20 protein-coding genes are annotated in these 21,004 nt (G+C 69.1%); 4 read left to right on the top strand and 16 right to left on the bottom strand.

What is annotated here, in order from left to right; genetic code table 11:
- Positions 1-12: 12 nt before the first annotated feature.
- Entirely contained in the window at positions 13-156 is a 144-nt protein-coding gene (locus IEZ09_RS06325; protein WP_189252588.1) for a hypothetical protein, read from the top strand.
- An 80-nt stretch (positions 157-236) separates the two neighbouring features.
- On the opposite strand, the gene IEZ09_RS06320 is transcribed toward IEZ09_RS06325, so the two are convergent.
- From IEZ09_RS06320 to IEZ09_RS06270, 11 genes are all read right to left on the bottom strand, one after another.
- Positions 237-1,052, bottom strand: coding sequence for a PIG-L family deacetylase (locus IEZ09_RS06320; RefSeq protein ID WP_189252587.1), 816 nt, complete (start codon positions 1,050-1,052; stop codon positions 237-239).
- A gap of 129 nt (positions 1,053-1,181) precedes the next feature.
- Positions 1,182-3,080, bottom strand: coding sequence for a glycosyltransferase (locus tag IEZ09_RS06315; RefSeq protein WP_253730352.1), 1,899 nt, complete (start codon positions 3,078-3,080; stop codon positions 1,182-1,184).
- A gap of 163 nt (positions 3,081-3,243) precedes the next feature.
- Positions 3,244-4,449, bottom strand: a complete 1,206-nt coding sequence (gene glf / locus IEZ09_RS06310; RefSeq protein ID WP_189252586.1) for a UDP-galactopyranose mutase — start codon at positions 4,447-4,449, stop codon at positions 3,244-3,246.
- 18 nt (positions 4,450-4,467) lie between these two features.
- A complete protein-coding gene (locus IEZ09_RS06305; RefSeq protein WP_189252585.1) occupies positions 4,468-4,866 on the bottom strand; it encodes a DUF2304 domain-containing protein in 399 nt (132 codons plus the stop codon).
- 9 nt (positions 4,867-4,875) lie between these two features.
- Complete coding sequence (locus tag IEZ09_RS06300; RefSeq protein ID WP_189252584.1) at positions 4,876-5,655, bottom strand: glycosyltransferase family 2 protein; 780 nt, start codon at positions 5,653-5,655, stop codon at positions 4,876-4,878.
- On the bottom strand, positions 5,627-6,883 hold the full coding sequence (locus IEZ09_RS06295) for a lipopolysaccharide biosynthesis protein (protein WP_189252583.1): 1,257 nt from the start codon (positions 6,881-6,883) through the stop codon (positions 5,627-5,629). The genes IEZ09_RS06300 and IEZ09_RS06295 overlap by 29 nt, the downstream gene beginning before the upstream one ends.
- Entirely contained in the window at positions 6,880-7,878 is a 999-nt protein-coding gene (locus tag IEZ09_RS06290) for a glycosyltransferase family 2 protein (protein WP_189252582.1), read from the bottom strand. The genes IEZ09_RS06295 and IEZ09_RS06290 overlap by 4 nt, the downstream gene beginning before the upstream one ends.
- A 52-nt stretch (positions 7,879-7,930) precedes the next feature.
- Positions 7,931-9,964 carry a DUF6541 family protein gene (locus IEZ09_RS06285; protein ID WP_189252581.1) on the bottom strand — a complete coding sequence of 678 codons (2,034 nt, stop codon included), beginning with the start codon at positions 9,962-9,964 and terminating at the stop codon, positions 7,931-7,933.
- A gap of 23 nt (positions 9,965-9,987) precedes the next feature.
- Positions 9,988-10,959 (bottom strand): Gfo/Idh/MocA family protein, encoded by a 972-nt coding sequence (locus IEZ09_RS06280; protein WP_189252580.1) that lies wholly within the window; start codon positions 10,957-10,959, stop codon positions 9,988-9,990.
- Positions 10,956-12,053, bottom strand: coding sequence for a DegT/DnrJ/EryC1/StrS family aminotransferase (locus tag IEZ09_RS06275; protein ID WP_189252579.1), 1,098 nt, complete (start codon positions 12,051-12,053; stop codon positions 10,956-10,958). Before IEZ09_RS06275 ends, IEZ09_RS06280 begins: the two co-directional genes overlap by 4 nt.
- Before the next feature lie 213 nt (positions 12,054-12,266).
- Positions 12,267-13,070 (bottom strand): HAD family hydrolase, encoded by an 804-nt coding sequence (locus tag IEZ09_RS06270; protein WP_189252578.1) that lies wholly within the window; start codon positions 13,068-13,070, stop codon positions 12,267-12,269.
- 60 nt (positions 13,071-13,130) lie between these two features.
- Between IEZ09_RS06270 and IEZ09_RS06265 the strand changes: the two genes are divergently transcribed.
- Genes IEZ09_RS06265 through IEZ09_RS06255 form a run of 3 tightly spaced genes read left to right on the top strand, consistent with a single transcriptional unit; the run spans position 13,131 to position 16,313 of the window.
- Positions 13,131-14,006, top strand: a complete 876-nt coding sequence (locus tag IEZ09_RS06265; RefSeq protein WP_189252577.1) for an LLM class flavin-dependent oxidoreductase — start codon at positions 13,131-13,133, stop codon at positions 14,004-14,006.
- 11 nt (positions 14,007-14,017) lie between these two features.
- Positions 14,018-15,193 carry an L-2-hydroxyglutarate dehydrogenase gene (gene lhgD, locus IEZ09_RS06260; protein ID WP_189252576.1) on the top strand — a complete coding sequence of 392 codons (1,176 nt, stop codon included), beginning with the start codon at positions 14,018-14,020 and terminating at the stop codon, positions 15,191-15,193.
- 22 nt (positions 15,194-15,215) lie between these two features.
- On the top strand, positions 15,216-16,313 hold the full coding sequence (locus tag IEZ09_RS06255) for a UDP-N-acetylglucosamine 2-epimerase (protein ID WP_229812280.1): 1,098 nt from the start codon (positions 15,216-15,218) through the stop codon (positions 16,311-16,313).
- 62 nt (positions 16,314-16,375) lie between these two features.
- On the opposite strand, the gene IEZ09_RS06250 is transcribed toward IEZ09_RS06255, so the two are convergent.
- The 5 genes from IEZ09_RS06250 to IEZ09_RS06230 are packed head-to-tail and all read right to left on the bottom strand — an operon-like array spanning position 16,376 to position 20,978.
- Positions 16,376-17,599, bottom strand: coding sequence for an acyl-CoA reductase (locus tag IEZ09_RS06250; protein ID WP_189252575.1), 1,224 nt, complete (start codon positions 17,597-17,599; stop codon positions 16,376-16,378).
- Complete coding sequence (locus IEZ09_RS06245; protein ID WP_189252574.1) at positions 17,596-18,654, bottom strand: LuxE/PaaK family acyltransferase; 1,059 nt, start codon at positions 18,652-18,654, stop codon at positions 17,596-17,598. The genes IEZ09_RS06250 and IEZ09_RS06245 overlap by 4 nt, the downstream gene beginning before the upstream one ends.
- Positions 18,651-20,027 carry an AMP-binding protein gene (locus IEZ09_RS06240; protein ID WP_189252573.1) on the bottom strand — a complete coding sequence of 459 codons (1,377 nt, stop codon included), beginning with the start codon at positions 20,025-20,027 and terminating at the stop codon, positions 18,651-18,653. Before IEZ09_RS06240 ends, IEZ09_RS06245 begins: the two co-directional genes overlap by 4 nt.
- Entirely contained in the window at positions 20,024-20,752 is a 729-nt protein-coding gene (locus IEZ09_RS06235) for an SDR family NAD(P)-dependent oxidoreductase (RefSeq protein WP_189252572.1), read from the bottom strand. Before IEZ09_RS06235 ends, IEZ09_RS06240 begins: the two co-directional genes overlap by 4 nt.
- Positions 20,745-20,978 carry an acyl carrier protein gene (locus IEZ09_RS06230; protein WP_189252571.1) on the bottom strand — a complete coding sequence of 78 codons (234 nt, stop codon included), beginning with the start codon at positions 20,976-20,978 and terminating at the stop codon, positions 20,745-20,747. The genes IEZ09_RS06235 and IEZ09_RS06230 overlap by 8 nt, the downstream gene beginning before the upstream one ends.
- Positions 20,979-21,004: the final 26 nt, after the last annotated feature.

Genomic DNA, 21,004 nt, shown 5'->3' with positions numbered 1-21,004 from the left:
GTCACTCAACCGGTGGCACCACAGGCTCTGCCCACGCGGCGTATCCGAAGATCGGACGTACCTCCACTCGGCCAACGCGACCCCGCCTACATCGGCGACAACATGACCGACAGGGCCGGCTGGTACAACATCGGCAACACCACCATCACCACCTAACCCCACACACCAAAGCCCGCCTCAGCCATCTGGATGGGGCGGGCTTCAAGGGACATCGACCAAGTCCGGCGAGTTCGGGCTCAGCACAGATCGACGAAGTCGGTCGGCGGCTCCCAGGCGTTGCCGGGCGGGTCGGTGCGATCGACGAGCAGGTACTGCCGCGCCATCGCCAGGAACCAGGCACCCGCGAACAGCTCGGGATCGCGGGGCCAGTACTCGTTCCAGATCGCGGTCTTCTCGTCTCGCCAGAAGCCGAAGACGTTCTCGTCCCACGGCGCGTCGGTCCTGGAGGCCAGGTAGCCGATGTACTCGTCGCGCTGGACCAGTGTGAGGCCCTCTTCGTCGCGGTTCGCCTCGGCTACGAGGAGGGCTGCGGCTGTGTGGTCGATGTGGTCGCCCTCGTGGTGGCCGAGGGTGCTCAGCGTTCTGATGTAGGCGGGTTGGGCCGTGTCGAGGATGCCGCGGATCATGGTGCCGATCGAGGCTCGGGTGTAGCCGGGGCGGCCGTCGATCGGGTGGGCTACGAAGTCCGGGACGTTCCAGAGGCGGTACAGGTCGCCGCAGTTGTCCTCGGGGCCCGAGGCGGCGTGGATGAACGTGAAGACCAGCCTGACGTTCGTGCCGTCCAGGCGGTTGGTGGCTACCGAGTGGTCGCCGAACGCCATCTCTTCGAAGGTCCAGGAGTTGGGCGATCTGGCCGCGCGGGCGTAGGCGGTTCTTGCGCCGTTGATGCGCATGTCGGCGTAGCCCATGCCGCCGTGGCTCTTGCCCGGCCGCAGCGGTACGTCACCTGCGGTCATGAAGACGACCCAGACGTTGTAGCCCGCCTGGATGTCCGAGGCGATGTCCGGGTTCATGAAGAGCAGATCGTCGTCGGGGTGGGCGACGAAGCTCACAGTTGTTGTTTGGCTCACCATGAATTAACGGTTGCACAGTTGCACACGTCTCGTTAGGCAAACCTGGAGACACCCGAGGAGTGGCCCCGTCGCATGGCAACAGGGCCACCCCTCGGGTGGTGGGTCAGCTCAGTTCTCGAACACCTTGCGCCACGCCTCGACCGAGGTCAGCTCGGGCAGGGCGTCGCGGTAGATCTTCTGCATCCGCGGCCACTCGGCGGCGAGGCGGCGGTAGTTGCGAGCGGCGCGCTTGCCCAGCTCGCGGAACTCCTTCGGGTCGCGCTTGCGGAACGCGACGCCGCTGCCGTCCGCGTTGGACACCGTGGCGCTGTCCAGGTTGCCCAGAAGGAACCAGCGGGCGTTCGCGGCCGGCACGTTGATCTGCGGGCGGTCCACCGTGGACGGCTGCGGGGCGCGCAGGTTGTGCACCAGGGCCTTGCCCGCCTCGGTGGCGATGGTGACCGGGTTCGTCGGAGGGGTCAGCATCTGCTCGGCGCGGACCATGTCGAACGTCGGGGCCGGGAACTCCCGCGCCGACGGCAGGACCTGGGCGTCCGTGTAGCGCTTGCGCAGTTCGCGGATCTCCGGCAGGGCCGTGCGCAGCGAGTCGAACAGGCGCGACGGGCCCGCGAGGAAGTCCTCGACTGCCTTCTGCTGGATCGCGACGGTCGAGTACTCCATCGACAGCAGGTGCCGCAGCGACAGCTTCATGCCCTGCTTCATCAGGGTCTTCCGCACGTCGTACGGGCTGTGCAGGGCCGCCATGATCAGGCGGTTGCGGGTGTGGAAGTACGCCTGCCAGTCGGTGGCGTCGTTCTTGTCCGTCCACGGCATGTGCCACACGGCCGAACCCGGCAGCGACACCGTCGGGAAGCCGCGCTCCAGCGCGCGCAGCGAGTACTCCGCGTCGTCCCACTTGATGAAGAGCGGCAGCGGGTAGCCGGTGCGCTCGACGACCTCACGCGGGAAGAGGCACATCCACCAGCCGTTGTAGGTGGAGTTGATGCGGGCGTGCAGTTCCTCGGTCTCGCGCAGCGACTCGGCGCCGAAGTCGTGGTCGGTGACCGCGCCCGGTGCCTCGCGCCAGTAGCACGTGGCCAGGTCGACGACCTCGCCCATGCTGTGCAGACGCGCGCGGGCCTGCAGGTTCAGCATGTGGCTGCCGACGATGACCGGCTGGGCGGCGGCGCGGGCGAACGCGTTCGAGCGCAGCACCGCGTCCGGCTCCAGGCGGATGTCGTCGTCCATCAGCATGATCTGGGCGACGTCGGTGTGCTCGATCGCCTCGTACAGGCCGCGGGTGAAGCCGCCGGAGCCGCCGAGGTTGTCCTGCTCGATGACCTCGAGCTTGTCCCCCAGCAGCTTGGCCGCCTCGGCGAAGCCCTCGGTCGCGCGGACCTTCACGGCGCCCTGGTCGGCGACGAAGACCTTCTGCACGACGTTGAGGACCGTCGGGTCCTCGCCGAGCGCGCGCAACGCGATCACGGCGTCGACCGGGCGCATGGTCGTCATGCCGATGGCGAGCTTCTGCTCGGGGAGCTCCTGCTCGGTGGTCCACGCCGCCTCGTCGATCTCCAGCGTGGAGTCATCGGTGAAGACGTCGAACCAGATCCAGCCGCCGTCCTCGAACGGAGCCAGGTTGATCTTCAGCGACACCTCGGTCCACGCCTTGGGGCTGCGGATCATCGTGCCTTCGAGGTGGATGACGTCACCGCTCGGCTTGGAGCGGTAGACGTCGATGCGCCCGGAGCCGCGCACGGACATGCGCAGGACGACGTCCTCGATGACCGTCCAGCGCTTCCAGTAGCTGGCGGGGAACGCGTTGAAGTACGACGCGAACGACACCTTCGCCGACTTCGGGACCGTGACCGCGCGCCTGCTCGAGACGTGGCTGTGCACGTTCTCGGGCTCGTCGAGGTACAGCGGCCGAACGTCGAGCGGGTCCTCGTCGCGCGGCATGATCACGCGCTGGAGCACCTTGTTCGGGTCGATCGTCTTGGCAGCGGCGGCCTTGGCCTGCTCGGTCACGTGCTTCCTCCGACGAACCGACCTGGCATTGCCGGTTCGAGTCAGCTGTCTTCGATGGCTGCGGCCACTGAGAGAGGTGGCACGACGTCAGGGCGCCCATAGTACCCGTGAGCGCCGAAAGCCCGCCTGACCGGCTGAGACGCAGGTCAGGCGGGCTGAAGGATCAGTCCAGCGAACCGTCGAGGGACTTGCCCTCAGTCAGGTGCGGCGCGATCTTGTTGTCGAACACGCTGAGCGCGGACCCGATCGCCATGTGCATGTCGAGGTACTTGTAGGTGCCCAGGCGGCCGCCGAAGATGACGTTCTTCTCGGAGGCTTCCTTCTTGGCGAGCTCACGGTAGCGCTCGAGCTTCTCCCGGTCCTCGGACGTGTTGATCGGGTAGTACGGCTCGTCGTCCTTCTCCGCGGACCGGGAGTACTCGCGGACGATGACCGTCTTGTCCGTCGGGTAGTCGCGCTCCGGGTGGAAGTGCCGGAACTCGTGGATGCGGGTGTACGGGACGTCCGCGTCGTTGTAGTTCATGACCGGCGTGCCCTGGAAGTCGCCGATCGGCAGGACTTCCTGCTCGAAGTCGAGCGTGCGCCAGCCGAGCCAGCCCTCCGAGTAGTCGAAGTAGCGGTCCAGCGGGCCCGTGTAGACGATCGGCGTGCCGGCGGGGATCTCGTCACGCACGTCGAAGAAGTCCGTGGACAGCTTCACGTCGATGTTCGGGTGGTCCGCCATCTTCTCGAGCCACGCGGTGTAGCCGTCGACCGGCAGACCCTCGTAGGTGTCGTTGAAGTAGCGGTTGTCGAAGTTGTAGCGCACCGGCAGGCGGCTGATGACCGCCGCGGGCAGCTCCTTCGGGTCGGTCTGCCACTGCTTCGCGGTGTAGTGCTTGATGAACGCCTCGTAGAGGGGACGGCCGATCAGCGAGATCGCCTTCTCCTCGAGGTTCTGCGCGTCCTTGGTGTCGATCTCGGCGGCCTGCTCGGCCACCCACTTCTTCGCGTCCTCCGGCGACATGTAGCGGCCGACGAACTGCGAGAGGAGACCGAGGCCCATCGGGAACTGGTAGGCCTGCCCGCCGTGCATCGCGAACACGCGGTGCTGGTAGTTGGTGAACTCGGTGAACTGGTTCACGTACTCCCACACGCGCTTGTTGGACGTGTGGAACAGGTGCGCGCCGTAGCGGTGCACCTCGATCCCTGTCTCGGGCTCGGCCTCCGAGTAGGCGTTACCGCCGATGTGGTCACGACGCTCCAGCACCAGCACCCGCTTGTTCAGCTGGGACGCGGTGCGCTCGGCGACCGTGAGGCCGAAGAATCCGGAACCGACGACGATCAGGTCATAACCTGCGAAGCTCACGGCAAGCGAGGTTACCTGCATGCCGAGAGTGACCGGAATTCAGGGCCGCGCTCGGAGAAGTTGTTCTTCGGCGCTCGTCACTCGCTTGTCCAGCTCGGCACGCACCGCTTCCAGCTCACAACGCAGCAAAGCGATCTCTTCGACCGTCGTGCGCACCTCTTCTTCGAGGTGACCCACTTCACTCGACAGCTGCAGCACGACGAAGAGCAGCGTGAACGCGGCGGCGGCGAAGAGGAAGTTGGCCGCGAGCTGGATACCGGTGAGGTTCGACAACCACGTCGGAAGGCCGGGGATCGCACCCAAACAGACCACGCCGATACCGACGAACAGCCACATTCCCGCGTACTTCTCGCGAAGCTTGCGGCGTCGCATCATTTCGATCACGACGATCAGCACGAGCGCCGCGACCACAATCGCCAGCAATCGGAACGCAGACACGGGAGTCTCCTAAGCGGCTTCGAAGGAGCCGGTCTTGGGCTTGCGGCGAACCAGCGCGAGCGTCAGCGCGAGGGTGGCCCGCAGCAGGTAGACGGCGGACTTCACCGGGGACGTGCTCGGCGTGCCGCCGGCGCGCACCCGCATCTCCACGGGCACCTGCGTGATCTTCAGGTCGGCCCGCGCCGCCATGACGAGCGCCTCCAGCGTGTCACCGAGGTATTCCGCCGGGTAGTGGGAGGCGAACAGGCGCACCGCGCGCGGCCCCGACGCCTTGAACCCCGACGTGACGTCGGTGAGCTTCGTGCCGGAGATCGCCGAGATCACCACGGCGAAGAGCTTCATGGCCCAGCGACGCGGGCCTCGGGCCTTGTAGTCGCCCTTGCCGGCGAACCGGGCGCCGATGACGATGTCCGCGTGGTCCAGCTCGCGCAGCAGCTCCGGCACGTGCGCCGGGTTGTGCTGGCCGTCGGAGTCCACCTGGACCACGACGTCGAACCCGTTGCGGACGGCGTAGCGGAACCCGGTGCGCATCGCGCCGCCGACACCCAGGTTGACGGCCAGGCGCGCCACCTGAGCCCCGCTCTCACGCGCGCGCAACGACGTCTGGTCCGTGGACCCGTCGTCCACCACGAGGATCCCGACGTCAGGCAGAGCGGCTTTCACCTCGGCGATGACTTTGTCGATGTTGTGCTCTTCGTTGAGAGCAGGCAGAACGATCAGCACTCGCCGCAGGTCGACCGAGTCAGACACGGGCGTCAGCCTAACCACCCGTCCGAGCGTCACGAGCATCAGCCCGCAGTACGAGCGCCAGTGCGACGAACACACCCGCGGTCGGCGCGATCACCAGACCGAGCACGGTGCGCACCACCATGTCGGCGGGCGTCAACGCGAGCACACCCATGCTCAGCGCGGCCACGACCGTCCACAGCGCGAGCACCCGACCACCCTGCGCACGGGCCACCAGCACGGCCGCCTGCAGCATCACGGCCCCCAGCAGCACCGAGGACCACACGAGCCCCGCGACCGCCCAGCCGGCGACGACGTACTCCGCGCCGAACAGCAACCGCACGGCCCACGGTCCGACCAGCCAGCCGACGGCCGCGCCGAGGGCGGCCAGACCGAACGCCGCGAGCAAACCCTTGGTCAGCAAGGCGATCAACTTCCGGTGACCGTCCTCCTGATGCGACAGTCGCACCACCGTCGGCACCGCCATCGCCTGCACCGGCGACAGCAGCAGCAGCGGCACGCGGGCGACGGTGAGCGCCACGAACAACCCGCCCAGCGCCTTCAGGTCGGCCTCGGTGGCGAAGAACTTCGCCACCGCCGGGTAGCCGGTCAGCACGGACGCCGTCAGGCCGGCGCTCAGCATCAGCAGCAGCAACCGGCGCGTCACCACGCCCCACGGCTCGGCGTGACCGGTGAACTCGACCAGTCTGCGCGCGGGCAACGCGAACGGCAGGAACGCGAACGAGCCCGCCGCCACCGCCACCGCGAGCGGCACGACACCGCTCCAGCCGAGCACGGCGAACGCACCCACCAGCACGATGCGCACCGCGGCCTCGGTCACCACCAGACCACCGAACGGCTTCGCCTGGTGCGAGCCGATGAGCAGACCGCGGACGCCGAACTGGACCGCGAATCCCAGCGAGGAGGCCAGCGCGACGACGGCGAGCGCGCTGTACGCGCCGTACTGCCGTTCGCTGATCGCGGGAATCGCCATGACCAGACCGAAAAGACCGACGACCACAGCGGCGACCACGACCGTGCGGACGACGGTCGGTCCGGCCCTGCGGCCCGCCACGTCGGCCTCGGCGGCCAGGCGCGACAGCTCCTGTTCGACCGGGCTGAGCGCGCTGCCGACGCCGAACACGATTCCCCAGAACGCCAGGAAGATCGCGTTGTCGGCGGGTTCGAGCAGCCGGGCGGTGACGAGCAGGATCGGATAGCCCAGTCCCGCCGCGATGAGGACCGCGATGCCGACGGTCCCGAGGGAACGGCCCGCGGTCCTCTCGGTCACTTCCCCGCCGCCTTCTTCGCCGCCATCAGCAGACCGCGCACCACGCCCGCGCCGAACACCGCGGCGAACAGCGGCAGCAGCTTGGCCACGGCGAACGACTGGTCCCTGGTCGCGCCCATCCTGCGCACTACGACACCCGCTGCCGCCGAACCGCCGAGGCCGAGCAGGATGCCCGTCTTCGGGAACTTGGCGAGCACGAAGAGTCCGACCAGACCGAGCACGCCGGCACCCGCGGCCGCCGTGCGGACGGGACCGGGCGAGTCGAGGTAGCTGTCGACGAACGTCGTGCCGCGGAAGTACGCGTGCTTCACGAACTTCTGCAGCGAGTCACGGCTGTTGTACTGCGCGGCGAACCCCGGGCTGAGCCAGATCCGGTGCTCGTCGGCGATCGAGCGCAGCATGCGGGTGTCGTCGCTCGCGAGCTTCGGGTCGTCGTAGAGCGACTCGAACGACGTGGCGGCGCGCAGCAACGTGGCGCGCGGCGCGAGGAAGATGCCGGTGCCCTTGGGGTAGGAGTCGAACTCGTCGGCACCGAACGACACCAGACGCGGGTTCGCGACGTACTTCCGCCAGCCCACGGTCACGAGACCGGTCATGAAGCCCGCGTACGGGTTTCCGGTCGTGTCGGTGTTGATGTGGCCGTTCCACACGAGACGGTCGGGGTGCTGCGCGAACTGCTCGCGCAGGTACACGAACGAGTCCGGCTCCATGATCACGCGGCTGTCGAGCAGCAGCACGAACTCGCCGTGCGCCGCCTCGAGTCCCGCCATGCGAGCGGCGAACCGGCCGCCGTTGCACTGCGAGATCACGGTGATGCCGTCGAGCTCGGCGAGGCGCTTCGGGGTGTCGTCCGTGCTGCCGTCGTCGACCACGACGATCTCGGCGGGCCAGTCCGCGTTGCGCAGTGCCGTCTGCAGCGCGCCGATCGAACGGCCGATCCACTCCGGCTCGTTGTACACCGGGATCACGATGCTGAGGCTGGGAGCGCTCGTCATTTCGCCAGTATCCCGAAGGGACACCACCCGGCGGCGGCGCCCCCTTCGTTGGTCAGGAGGTCCCGTTGAGGACGCTCGCGTCGATTTCGTAGATGGACACGGGGCCCGAGGTGAACACCTTTTCCAGTCCTGGCAGGCCGTCGAGGTGCTCGAAACCCTTGGGGAACGAGAAGGTGTTGGTGTCGACCCAGTCCTCTGGCGACGTCGCCGCACCGATGAGCGGTGCGCTCGTGTCGACGTACACCCAGCGGATGTTGAGGTCCTTCAACGACTTCCGGACCTCCGGGTTGGACGGGAAGGTGTTGAGGCTCTTCAGCAGCCGGTAGGTGTGCGGGAGTTTCGCGTTGCCGAGCGACGAGATGTTGACGATGGGGATGCCCTCGTCGACGTAGAGGAAGGTCGAGCCGTCGTTCGCGGAGTTGAGCACCCGCTCGCCCGGCTTGATCTTGTCGCCGAGCCAGGCGATGGCCTTGCCGTCGTCGACGCCCACGCGCACGAAGTTCGGGCGCGCGTAGCGGTTCGCGATGTAGTCGGCCTCGATGCGCGCGTAGTTCACGGCCGGCCACGCCAGGTAGACCAGGCCCATCACGAACGAGAGGCCGAGCGCCGCGAACCGGACGCGGCGGCGGAACACCGGTGCGCGGTTGCCGAGCCACAGCGCGACGCGGGAGGCGATCAGCACCACGCCGACGGCGCCGAGGACCGGCGCGAACAGCGAGATGTGCGACCAGATGCGCAGGTTCGAGTGGTAGAAGAGGCCGGTGATGATCGACTCCCAGCCCTTGCCCGGGCTGGTCCAGTAGGCGATCTCGATGATCACCCACGCGAGCCACGCGGCGAAGACACCGAGTCCCTTGCGGGCGTACAGCACGGCGGCGGCGCCGACCAGCGTGATGACCGCGGCCGCGAGCTGCGGGTGGGCGCGGTGCTCCATCACGAAGCCCCAGTAGACCATTCCCAGCGAGCTGCCGAGCGCGTCGGCGAACGGGATGGGAGGGCTGTCCGCGGGGGCGTTCGGTGCACCGCCGGAGACGCCGAAGAGCTGGACGAGCAGCGGCAGGCCGATCACGACCGCGATGCCGCCCGCCGCCGCGATCCTGGGGAGCTGGCCGAGGATCCGGCGCAGTCCGCCCCTGGTGAAGGCCTCGCCGATCCACCACGCGATCAGGCTGACGCCGACCGTGGCCATGGCGCTCGGGTGGATCGCGAGGATGCCGAGGCAGCTGAACGCGACCGCGACGACCGGGCCCCAGCCCTTGCGCGGGACGGTGAGCAGCACGGCGAGCACGCCCGGCGCGAGCACGAGCGTCGCCGCGTTCGGCAGGACGCCGCCCTCGTGGATGAGCGAGAACACCGGCCGGTACAGGCCGGACGCGACGATCGACGCGATGCCGCCCGCGATCATCGCGCCGCCGCGGCCGATGCCGGCGCGGCGAGCGGCGACGAAACCGAGCGAGGCGACCGAGACGGCCCAGCCGAACGCGAGCACCGCGATGGTGACCGCGTTGATGCCGACGGCCGCGGACCCGGTCAGCGCGCTCGACACCGACATGAGCAGGTGCAGGCCCGCCGGGTAGAACGAGATGGCCTCGCCCGTGAGCACATCGCTCGGCATGAGCTGCCACGGAGCGCCGTGGCCCGTGCGCTCGATGTACGACGTGATCACGTAATGCATGATCATGTCGTGCTCTTGGCTGATGGTGCTGAGCGTGTCGATGCCCGCCATCCAGATGGCGCCACCGAGGCCCATGCCGCACAGCACGAGCAGCAGCCCGAGGACCTCGCCCATGCCGAGCCGGAACCGCCTGCGCGGCTTCTCCGAGGCGGCGGCACGTGCCCTGATCAGGCGCCACACCCCGACCGCTGCCAGCGCGAACGTCACCACGCCGAGCGCGGGAACGCCGTACGGCAGGCCGATCAGGGCGCAGACGATGGCGGTGACCATCGCCACGCCGACGGAGGCGACGGTCGGGACCGCCGCGTACCACAGCGGGCGGCGCACGCCGAGCGCCAGCAGCAGCGACATGCCCGGCAGCACGACGACAGCTGTGCCCACCAGGATGGCGAGCACGTCACGCACGATCACGACCGTCTCCCCTTCGACGTTCGTCAGGCGCTGACCGCGGAGGCGGACCGGACGGCGGCGACGGCGCGGTGCGACGGCAGGATCGAGTCGCGCTCGCGGTCGGCGTCGATCTTGCCGTCGATGAGGTCGAGGAACCTGTCGAGCTGCGTCGCGAGCGGTTCACGCGCCGTCACGAGCTCGGGGATCTCGATGATCGCCTGCTGGCGGTAGCCGCGGCCGTCCGGCGTGGCGGCGTCCTGCGAGACGTGGTGGTAGATCGTCACGGTCTTGGTGAGCAGGTCCACCTCGATCAGGCGGTCGAGCTCGGAGATCGACAGCGTGCGGATCTTGCGCTGGCCGATGCGCGACGCCGACACGGACGCCATGGCGCCGGACGGGAAGTGCAGCAGCGTGTTGACCACGTCCTCCGCGCCGGAGACCGATGACGGGTGGAACTGGCCGACACCTGCGGAGACGTGCTTGGGCTCGACGCCCGCCATGCAGCGGATCGCCAGGTCGACGTCGTGGACCAGCAGGTCCCACGCCACGCCGGTGCGGATGCGCGGCGCGTACGGCGAGTGGCGGACCGCGGAGACGTAGACCGGCTCGGAGATGAGCTCCAGCGCGGTCATCACGGCCGGGTTGTAGCGCTCCAGCAGGCCGCACATGATCGGCAGGCCGCGCTCCTTGGAGAGCCCCAGCACCTCCTCGGTCTGCGCGAGGTCGGCGCACACCGGCTTCTCGACCAGCAGCGGCTTGCCCTGGTTGAGGACCTCGAGCGCGAGGCCGTAGTGCGACTCGGTGGCCGAGGCGATCACGACGGCATCGACGTCGGAGAGGTCGCCGAGCTCCGGCGACCACGAGGTCTCGTAGTTCGCGGCGGCCTTGCGGCCGACCTCCTCGCGCGGGTCGATGATCCGGGCGAGCTCACAGCGCTCGGACTGGTTCAGCACGCGGGCGTGCAGCGACCCCATGGAGCCGACGCCGACGAGCGCGATCTTGGGCAGGCTGCTCATGCTCCCAGCACCTCGCGCACCGTCGTGATGATCGTGTCGATGTCCGCGTCCGTCAGCTTCGGGTGCACCGGCAGCGACAGGGCCTGGCGGGCGACGCGCTCGGCGACCGGGACGTCGGAGATGACGACCTTCGGGTTGTCGCGGTAGCAGTCGTAGTCGAAGACCGTCTTCGGGTAGTACGTGCCGTTGCCGATGCCCTTCTCGGTGAGCTTCGCGGCGAACTCGTCGCGGCTCACGGGGGCGTCGTCGGTGATCAGCACGGTGTACTGGTGCCACACGTGGGTGCGGCCCGGCAGGACCTGCGGCAGCTGGAGGCCCTTGATGCCGGCCAGGCCCTTGTTCAGCGCGTCGGCGTTCGCCTGGCGGGCCTTGGTGATCTGGTCCAGGTTCTCGAGCTGCGGGATGCCGATCGCCGCGTGGACGTCGGTCATCCGGTAGTTGTGGCCCGCCATCTCGTACTGGTAGCGGGCGCGCATGCCCTGGTTGCGCAGGACGCGGAGGCGGTCGGCGATCTTGTCGTCCGACGTCGTGATGACGCCGCCCTCGGCCGTGGTGATGTTCTTGGTCGCGTAGAGCGAGAAGCAGCCGATGCCGAAGCTGCCGGCCGGGCGGCCCTCGAACGTGGCGCCGACGGCCTGCGCGGAGTCCTCGACCAGCGCGAGGCCGTGCTCCTGCGCGAGCGGGACGAGCTTGCCCATGTCCGCGGTCTGCCCGTACAGGTGCACCGGCATGAGCACCTTGGTGTTCGGGGTGACGGCGGCGGCGACCTTCTCGGCGTCGATGTTGAAGTCGTCGTCGCGGATGTCGGCGAACCGGGCGGTGGCTCCCGCCTCCAGGATCGCGTTCAGCGTCGCGACGAACGTGAATGGCGAGGTGATGACCTCGTCGCCGGGCTGAAGGTCGAGCACCTGCAGTGACGCCACCAGCGCGGTGGTGCCGTTGTTGACGGCGACCGCGTGCGGCACGCCCGCGACACCCGCGAAGGCGTCCTCGAAGCGCTTGACCATCGGGCCCTGCGCGATCGCACCGGACCGGAGCACCTGCAGCACGAGCTCCTCGGCCGCGGCAACGTCAACGACAGTAATCGGGATCATTCAGCGTCTCTCGCCTTCGGGGAACCACGCCGGCGGACCCGGCGAAGTGCGCTCTAGCAGCGGCGCGGGGCACTACGGTACCCGTACGGGTGTTGACAGCTGATCCCGGCCATGCGGGGCTGAGTACGGTCTTCCGCGCACGGTGATGGAGACGCCGCAACGGCCTTCGCGGTTGCCTCGCAAGGCCGGTGGCACGCGCCACCCGCAGGTCGGTCAGAACCACCTCTCGAGGACGAGCGCGACGCCGTCCTCGTGGTGCGGTGCGGTGACCTCGTCGGCCGCGTCGAGCGCAGACTGGTGCGCGTTCGCCATCGCGACGCCGTGGCCGGCCCAGCGGAGCATCTCGACGTCGTTGTGCATGTCACCGAACGCGATCACCTCGGACTGCGCCACGCCGAACCGTTCGGCCACGTCGGCGAGCCCGCTCGCCTTGGTCACGCCGGGCACCGCCAGTTCGATCAGGCCGTTGTTGGTCGAGTACGTCAGGTCGACCTGGCCTTCGAGCAGCGGGCCGATCGCCTCCGCCATCGCGTCACCGGTCATGTCCGGGTTGCCGACCAGCAGCTTCATCGCCGGCTTGCCCAGCGTCTCGGCGCGGGTCAGGCCCACGTTCGGGCCCTCCGGCCACGGGTGGACGTAGCTCTGCTCGGCGACGAACGTGGTGTCGTCGAACCCGGTGCCGACCCGTTCGACGGCGTAGGTGCAGCCGGGCAGCGCGCTGTCGATCTCCATCGCGATGTCGTGCATGAGCACCGGGTCGAGCGTTCGCGCCCAGACGATCTCGTCGCGGCCGATGTCGTAGAGCGCCGCGCCGTTCGCGCACACGGCGAGCCCGTCGATGCCCGCCTGCGCGGCGACGCCCGGCACCCACCGCGGCGGGCGGCCCGTGGCGAGGATGAACGGCACCCCGGCGGCGAGCACCCGCCTGACCACGGCTCGAGTGCGTTCACTGATCGACGAGTGGTCGGCGAGCAGGGTTCCGTCGACGTCGGAGGCCACCAGGCGAGGTTGTTCCACAGGTGCCATGTTGCCTGGTCCAAGTTCGTGAGCAGCTGAACAGCTGGTTACCGTACGAGAGTGCGCGCAGGAATCGTCATCCTCCCCGAACACCGCTGGTGGATCGCCGAAGCCAAGTGGCGCGCCGCCGAGGAGTACGGCTTCCACCACGCGTGGACCTACGACCACCTCGGCTGGCGGTCACTGGTCGACGGTCCGTGGTTCGGCGCGGTTCCGACCCTCACAGCCGCGGCGCTGGTGACCTCGCGCATCAGACTCGGGACGTTCGTGGCGAGCCCGAACTTCCGCCACCCGGTGCCGTTCGCGCGGGAGCTGCTGACGCTCGACGACGTGTCCGACGGCCGCTTCACGCTCGGCGTCGGCGCAGGTGGCGAGGGGTACGACACGGCGGTGATGGGCGGCAGGGCGCCGTTGCCGCGTGATCGCACCGCGCGGTTCGGCGAGTTCGTTGAGCTGCTCGACCAGCTGCTGGTCAAGGACCGCACGTCGTGGCACGGCGAGTTCTTCACGGCGGAGGACGCCCGCAGCGCACCGGGCTGCGTGCAGCGGCCGCGGATGCCGTTCGTGGTGGCGGCGAACGGGCCGAAGGCGATGAAGGTGGCCGCGCAGTTCGGCCAGGGCTGGGTCACCACGGGGCCACCCGCCGACGACCACGAGGCGTGGTGGCGCGGTGTCGCCGAGTTGTCGGAACAGTTCACCGAGACGTTGCTCACAACGGGCAGGGTCGCGCGGGTCAACCGGTACCTGAACCTCGACTCGGCGCCGGTGTACTCGCTGTCCAGCGTCGAGTGCTTCACCGACGCCGTCGGGCGGGCGGCTGAGCTGGGCTTCACCGACGTGGTGGCGCACTGGCCGCGGCACGACGGCATCTACGCGGGCAGTGAGAGCGTCATCGAGGAGATCGCGGCGGACGTCCTGCCCGTGCTCGGCCGGTAGATTCCCGGCCCGTGGCGCATGTCGTGGTGGTCGGTGGCGGGATCGTCGGTCTCGCCGTGGCTCGTGAGCTGGCGTCTCGCGGCTCGCGGGTGACGGTGCTGGAGAAGGAACGCCGCTGGGGAGCGCACCAGTCCGGCCACAACAGCAACGTCGTGCACGCCGGGCTCTACTACAAGCCGGGTTCGTTGAAGGCCCGCATGTCCGTGGCGGGCAACGCGTCGATGGTCGCGTTCGCGCGTGAGCACGGCGTTCCGGTCGAGGTGTGCGGCAAGCTCGTCGTCGCCTGTTCCGCCGATGAACTGCCACGGCTGCACGACCTGGCCGCGCGAGCGGAGGCGAACGGCGTGCCCGCGAAGCTGATCTCCGCGACCGAAGCGCTGGAGCACGAGCCGCACGTGTCGTGCGTCGCCGCGTTGCGGGTCGAGTCCACCGCGATCATCGACTTCCCCGCCGTGTGCGAGGCGCTGGTGGGCGAACTGGCCGAGCACGACCTGCGCCTGCAGTCCCCGGTCATGGCGATCAGGGCCGTCACCGGCGGGGTCGAGGTGCTGACGCCGCAGGGCGTGGTGCGGGCGGACGCGCTGGTGAACTGCGCCGGTCTGCACAGCGACCGGGTGGCGCGCATGGCGGGGCTGACCCCGCGGGCGACGATCGTGCCGTTCCGCGGCGAGTACTACGAGATGACGCGCACGGAACTGGTGCGCGGGCTGATCTACCCGGTGCCGGACCCGACGCTGCCGTTCCTCGGCGTGCACCTGACGCGGATGCTCGACGGGAGCGTCCACGCGGGACCGAACGCCGTGCTGGCGTTGCGGCGTGAGGGATACCGCTGGCGCGACTTCTCGTTCGCGGACGTGACGGACGTCGCGAAGTTCCCCGGAACGTGGAAACTCGCCCGCAGGTACGCGAAGACCGGGCTGGAGGAGGTGCTGCGGTCGCTGTCCCGCAAGCGGTTCGCGGCGTCGCTCGCCCGGCTCGTGCCCGAGGTGACCGAGGCGGACATCGTGCGCGCGGAAGCCGGTGTGCGGGCTCAGGCGATGCTGCCGGACGGGTCGCTGGTAGACGATTTCCTGGTCGAGAGCGCACCGCGGCAGGTTCACGTGCTGAACGCGCCCTCTCCTGCGGCAACAGGGTCTCTGGAGATCGCGAAACACGTGGCGGACCTGACGCGGTCCGTGATCGAATAGCCGCTTCGGTATTCTCTGCCGGGTGATTTCCTTCATCCTCGGCACCACCGCGGAACTGATCAAGATCGCACCCGTCTTCCACGCGATCTCCGAGCGCGGGACGAAGCCGCAGATCTGGTTCACCGCGCAGCACGTCGACCACGTCGCGGAGACGCTGGCCGACCTGCAGCTGCCCGAACCCAGCGTGTGGCTGGTGCCGAAGGAGCAGGCACAGCACATCGAGCGTCCGGCGCAGGTGCCCGGCTGGGCCGCCACCGTCATGAAGAACGCGTGGTCGCGCCGGCACGAGCTCAAGGCGATCCTGAAGGACGACGGCCGCCCGCCCCTGGTGCTGGTGCACGGCGACACGTTCACCACGCCGTACGGCGCGTTCATCGGCAAGCGGATCCTGCGCGCTCGCGTCGGCCACATCGAGGCCGGTGCGCGCTCGGGCAGCCTGCTCTCGCCGCTGCCGGAGGAGCTCAACCGCAAGCTCGCCGCGAAGATCGTCGACCTGCACTTCGCGCCGACGGCCAAGGAGGTCAACAACCTCCGCAACGCCCGCGGCGCGGTCATCAACACCGGCGCGAACACGGCGATCGACGCGATGCGCCTCGCCATCGACGCCGAGCCGACGTTCGAGCTGCCGGAGGAGTTCGGTCTCGCGACGCTGCACCGCTTCGAGCTGGTGTCCCGCCGGGACAAGTACACCGAGGCGCTGGAGCTGCTGAAGAAGGCGTCCGAGCGGATGCCGATCCTGTACCTCGCGGGCCCGCCGGAGCAGGAGCGCATCAAGCAGTACGGCCTCGGCCACCTCTTCGACGGCGAGCGCCTGATCATCAAGCCGAAGCTGCGCTACCTCGCGTTCCTGCCGATCATGGCGCGCGCGAAGTTCGTCGTCACCGACTCCGGTGGCCTGCAGGCCGAGTGCAACTACCTCGGCGTGCCGTGCGCCATCCACCGCGAGCGCACCGAGGACAACCACGGCGGCAACACCACGCTGCTGCTGACCGGCATGGACGGCGGCAAGCTGCAGGGCTTCCTGGACGACTACGAGTCGTACCGCCGTCCGTCCAAGATGGACGACTTCCACCCCAGCAAGATCGTGGTCGACACGCTGTCGAACATGGGCTTCTGCTGAGTTCTCGCGCAAAAAACGGGCCCCGCGGTCGCGGGGCCCGTTTTCGTTGTGTCAGAAGGCTTCTACGCCTGGACCGTGACGAGCCTGGTGAACTCGGCCAGCAGGTCGTAGCCGTCCCAGCGCTCGGAGAACGTGAGCGCCGAGCCGAACGGCACGATCCTGTCGATGCCCCTGCCCGCGAGTTCGTGCGCGAGATCTTCCAGCTCCTGCTGGGAGAAGCCGAAGACCGACAGCGTCTGGTCCTTGCGCTCCACCAGGTTCACGAGCGCGTCCAGCGACGGCAGCGTGGCGAGCGGGAACGTGCCGACACCGAGCCATTCGCGCGGCACCTCGCCGGGCGAGGTGAGCTCCAGCGTGGCGACGGCGTTGCCGTCGAACCGGATCGAGGTGGCGTGCCCGTCCGCCGCGACCCCGTACGCCGACACCCGCTTCTGCACGGCCATCGCCGGTTCGACGACGAGTTCCTTCTGCGCCACAACGTCGATGAGCAGGCGGCGGAACTCCTCGCGCCCGGCCTCGGCGCCCTTCTCGTCGCCGACCCAGAACAACGCGCGCGGCGAGGCGCACGCGGCCTGGTCGAACCAGTACGAGTCGTTGTAGAAGCCGACGGCGACATCACGGCGCTGCTCCGGCGTCGCCGCTTCCCAGCCCGCCACGGAGATCGCCGCGAACGAGGCCCGGTCGGGGAACGTGACGTCCCGCGCGTGCGGCGCGAGCGGCATCTTGCGGACCTCGGTCACCGCGCGGTCGCCGCCCCAGATGACGCGCAGGTCGCAGGCGGCTGACAGCGCTGCGGTGATCTTGTCGTCGCGGTCGTAGGTGACCATGACCTGCGTCTGCGCCACCGCCGGGTGCGCGTCCGCGAGTGCCGCGTTCAGCGCCTCGACCACGGCCTCGGCCGCGCCAGCCGACCGCGGCGAGATCCGCACGACGTTCCTGTTGCCCGCGAGCGCGGACAGCGCCCACGAGTAGACGAAGATCGTGTCGACGTTGGCGGGCGGCACGTGGAACACCATGCCGCGCGGGAACCGCAGGACACCGGGGTTCGTCTCGACCGCCCGCAGCACCTTCGCGATCTCACCGCGCCGCAGGAAGAAGCCCAGCGAGGCGAGCTCGGGGTAGCGGCGGGCGGTGGCGGGCGCGAGCAGCTTGCGCGCGAACGACACCAGGAAGTCGACGATCCGCTCGTCGCCGACCTTCAGCCTGCCGCCCTCGGGCTCTGCAGAGAGTCCGGCGAGCAGGTCGTCGACGTTCGTGTCCGGTCCGGCGGGGAAACGGCGCTTCATGCCACAGCTCCAGAAAAGGTGTCCGAGCAGCCGCGGGCCTCTGCGCGCGGCAAGCGGCCGAGCACGGAGAACCGCTTGCCGGGCCAGTCGCCGTCGTCGATCCCGTGCACCACACCGAGGTCCTCGGTCAGCAGCACGTGGCCGGGGTAGCTGCGCGGCAGCGTGCTGATCACCTCGATGACGCCGGGCTCGCCGACCGGCTGCTCCTCCCAGGTGTCCGGGTTGCGGATGATGACCTCCGCGAAGTCCGGGCAGTACAGGGAGTTGCCGGAGGGACCCTCCAGGAAGACCGTGCCGATCTGCTCGATCATCCCGTAGTAGTTGTGGATCTGGGTGAGACCGGTGTCCTCGGCGAACCGGCGGCGGAACTCGCTGTTGTCGACGGCGATGTCGATCAGCTTCTTCCAGCCACCGGAGTGGATCAGGATGCCGTTGGAGAGGTCGAGCTTGTGCTCCTTGGCGACCTCGTAGAGGTACTGCCACACCATGAAGGTGAAGCCGAAGATCAGGAACGGCTCGCCGCCGTGCTTCTCCAGGAAGCCCTTCACGGCCTCGACGTCCGGCTGGTCGTTCTCGTCGAGCGCGTAGACGTGCGCACGGCCGAAGTTCGCCATGCCGAGCACGCCCGCGCCGCGGGCCGAGAACGAGCGGCGGTTCTTGATGATGCTGATCGTGTCGATCATCAGCATCGGCAGGCGCTTGCCGCCGAGCACCTCGCGCAGGGTCGCGCCGAGCATGCGCGGCTGCACCGCGGCGGCCTCTTTGTCGAGGTAGATCCGGGACGCGCCGGCGCCCGTGGTGCCCGACGACGTGAGGACCTTGAACACCTCGTCGTCCGGGATGCTCTTCAGGTCGTGGGTCTTGAACATGCGCACGGGCAGCCACGGCAGATCGGCCAGCCGGTCGAACTTGCGGCCCCTCTCGATGCCGAGCGAGGCCAGAATGCGGTCGTACTGCACCGAGTGCGCCCGGTGGTGCTCGGTCAGCTCGGTCAGTTCGGTCAGCAGCGCCGACTCTCGTTCGACCTGGCTGCGACCGAAAACACTGTCGCTCATACCTGTGCCTCCAGGGACCGGTAGTCGATCTTCCCGCTGGGCAGCAACGGAAAACCGTCGCTCGGCCGCACGTCGAAGCCCGTGACGTGCAGGTGCAGGGTCTCGGACAGCAGCTTCGCCGCCGCCTTGCAGGTGTCGGAGTCCGCCTGGTCGAGCCAGACGACGACCTTGTCGCCCGCGGGCACTGCGACGGCGGCACCGTGCGCCTTCACGATCTGCTCGAGGTCGTCGAGGCTCACGCGGTTGCCGAAGATCTTGCCGATGCGCTTGATCCTGCCCGTGATGAACAGGAAGCCGTCCTCGTCGAGGTGGCCGAGGTCGCCGGTGACGAGCTCGCCGCCGACCACGTCGCCCAGCGCCAGCTCCGCCTCGGACTCGGCGTAGCCCATCATCACGTTCGGGCCGCGGTACACGACCTCGCCGGTGACGCCAGGCTCGGTGATCTCGGTGCCGTCCTCGGCGCGGATCGTGAACGTCCCGCCGGGCAGCGCGGGGCCGACCGACCCGAGCTTCTCGGGAAGCCGCTCGGACGGCAGCGTGGCCATCCTGGGTGCGGCCTCGGTCTGGCCGTACATCACGAACATCCGGCCGCCGACGGCGGTCATCTTCTCGTGGAACTCGGTGATCAGCTCGGGCCGCAGCTTGCCGCCGGCCTGCGTCAGCGTGCGCAGCGTCGGGTACTTGGCCGGGTCGAACCGCAGCCGCCGGAGCATCTCGTAGTGGTAGGGCACGCCGGCGAGCGACGTGGCGCCGTACCGCGTCACGGCGTCCCAGAAGCCGCGGCCGACGACGCCGGACCCTTCCAGCAGCACCGTCGCGCCGCGGACCAGGTGGCTGTTCAGCACCGACATGCCGTAGCTGTAGTGCAGCGGCAGCGTCGTCGGCGCGATCTCGTTCTCGTCGATCCCCAGCACCTCGGCGATGGCCTCGGCGTTGGCCTCGATCGCGGCACGGGAGAGCCGGACGAACTTCGGGTTGCCTGTCGAGCCGCTCGTCGGCAGCAGCACCGCCAGGTCCTCGTGCGGCACGACGCCCTCGGCGTCCTCGCGCACCCAGTCGCCGGAGTAGCCGGGCGCGGGGTCGGCGTCCTGGATGCCGAGCACGGCGGCGGGCCGGAAGCGGGCGATCAACCCGTCCAGCACCTCGCGGTCCTGCGCCGGGTCGAGCAACGCGACCGGGCGGTTCGCCACCAGCGCGGCGAGGTAGCTGAGCACGCCGGGCACGTCGGGTGAGATGCGCGCGAACAGCACGCCGGGTGGCAGGTCGGCGAGCGCCTTGGCCCGCTCCTGCACCCGTGCCTCGAGGTCCGCGCCGCCGATGACCTCGCCGGTCGTGGCGTCGAGCAACCGGGCGCCTGCGTGCAGCAGCTTCACAGCACCAGTCCTCCGTCGATCCCGAGCACCTGGCCGGTCACGAACGACGCGTCGTCACCCGCCAGGAACGCGATCACCTTCGCGACCTCGTCCGCCGTGCCGAGGCGGCGCAGTGCGGTGTCGTCCTTGATCTTCGCGAGCACCTCGTCGGACTGCTCGGCGATGAGATCGGTCTGGATCACACCGGGCGCGACCGCGTTGACCCGGATGCCGCTGCGGCCGAGCTCCTTCGCCGCGGACTTGGCGAACGCGCTGAGCGCGGCCTTCGAGGCGGCGTACACGGCCTGACCTGCGTTGCCGCGCTCGCCCACGATCGAGCCGAGCAGCACGATCGAGCCGCTGCGCTTGCGCATCATGGCGCGGGCGGCGGCCTGGACGCAGGCGATGGTGCCCGCGACGTTCGTGCCCAGCGTCGTGGCGACGTGCTCGTCGGTGAGCATGCCGATCAGCCCGCCCTCCAGCACTCCAGCGCTGGCGACGAGCACGTCGATGCGGCCGTGCTCCTTGGCGATCGCCTTGAAGACGTCCTTCACCGCGGCCGAGTCCGAGACGTCGAGCGCCACGCCGTGCGCGTCGATCTCCTGCGCCCTCTTGGCGGCCGTCTCCGCGTCCCTGCCCGTCAGAACGACGGTCGCACCGGCCTCGCGCAGAGCCCGCGCGGTCGCGAAGCCGATGCCCCGCGTGCCGCCGGTGACGACCGCGACCTTGCCGGTGAAATCACTCACTGACGCCGAGACCCTTGAGCATGTCGACGGCGACCTTGAAGCTGCTCATGTCGATGACCTGCTCGGTCTCGAACTGCACGTCGAACTCGTCCTCGATGGCCGCGATCAGCGCCATGTGGCCGACCGAGTCCCACGCCTCGATGTCGCGGTACTTGAGACTTTCGACGTCGACGTCGTCGTCCAGCTGCAGGGCGTCGACGAAAACAGCGCGAAGGCGGTCGTTCATGTTCTCTCTTCCGAATCGGTGCGTGG

This window comes from Lentzea flava (assembly GCF_014648475.1).
In the GTDB taxonomy this organism is placed as follows: domain Bacteria; phylum Actinomycetota; class Actinomycetes; order Mycobacteriales; family Pseudonocardiaceae; genus Lentzea; species Lentzea flava.
This window is presented reverse-complemented; position numbering and strand designations above follow the sequence as displayed.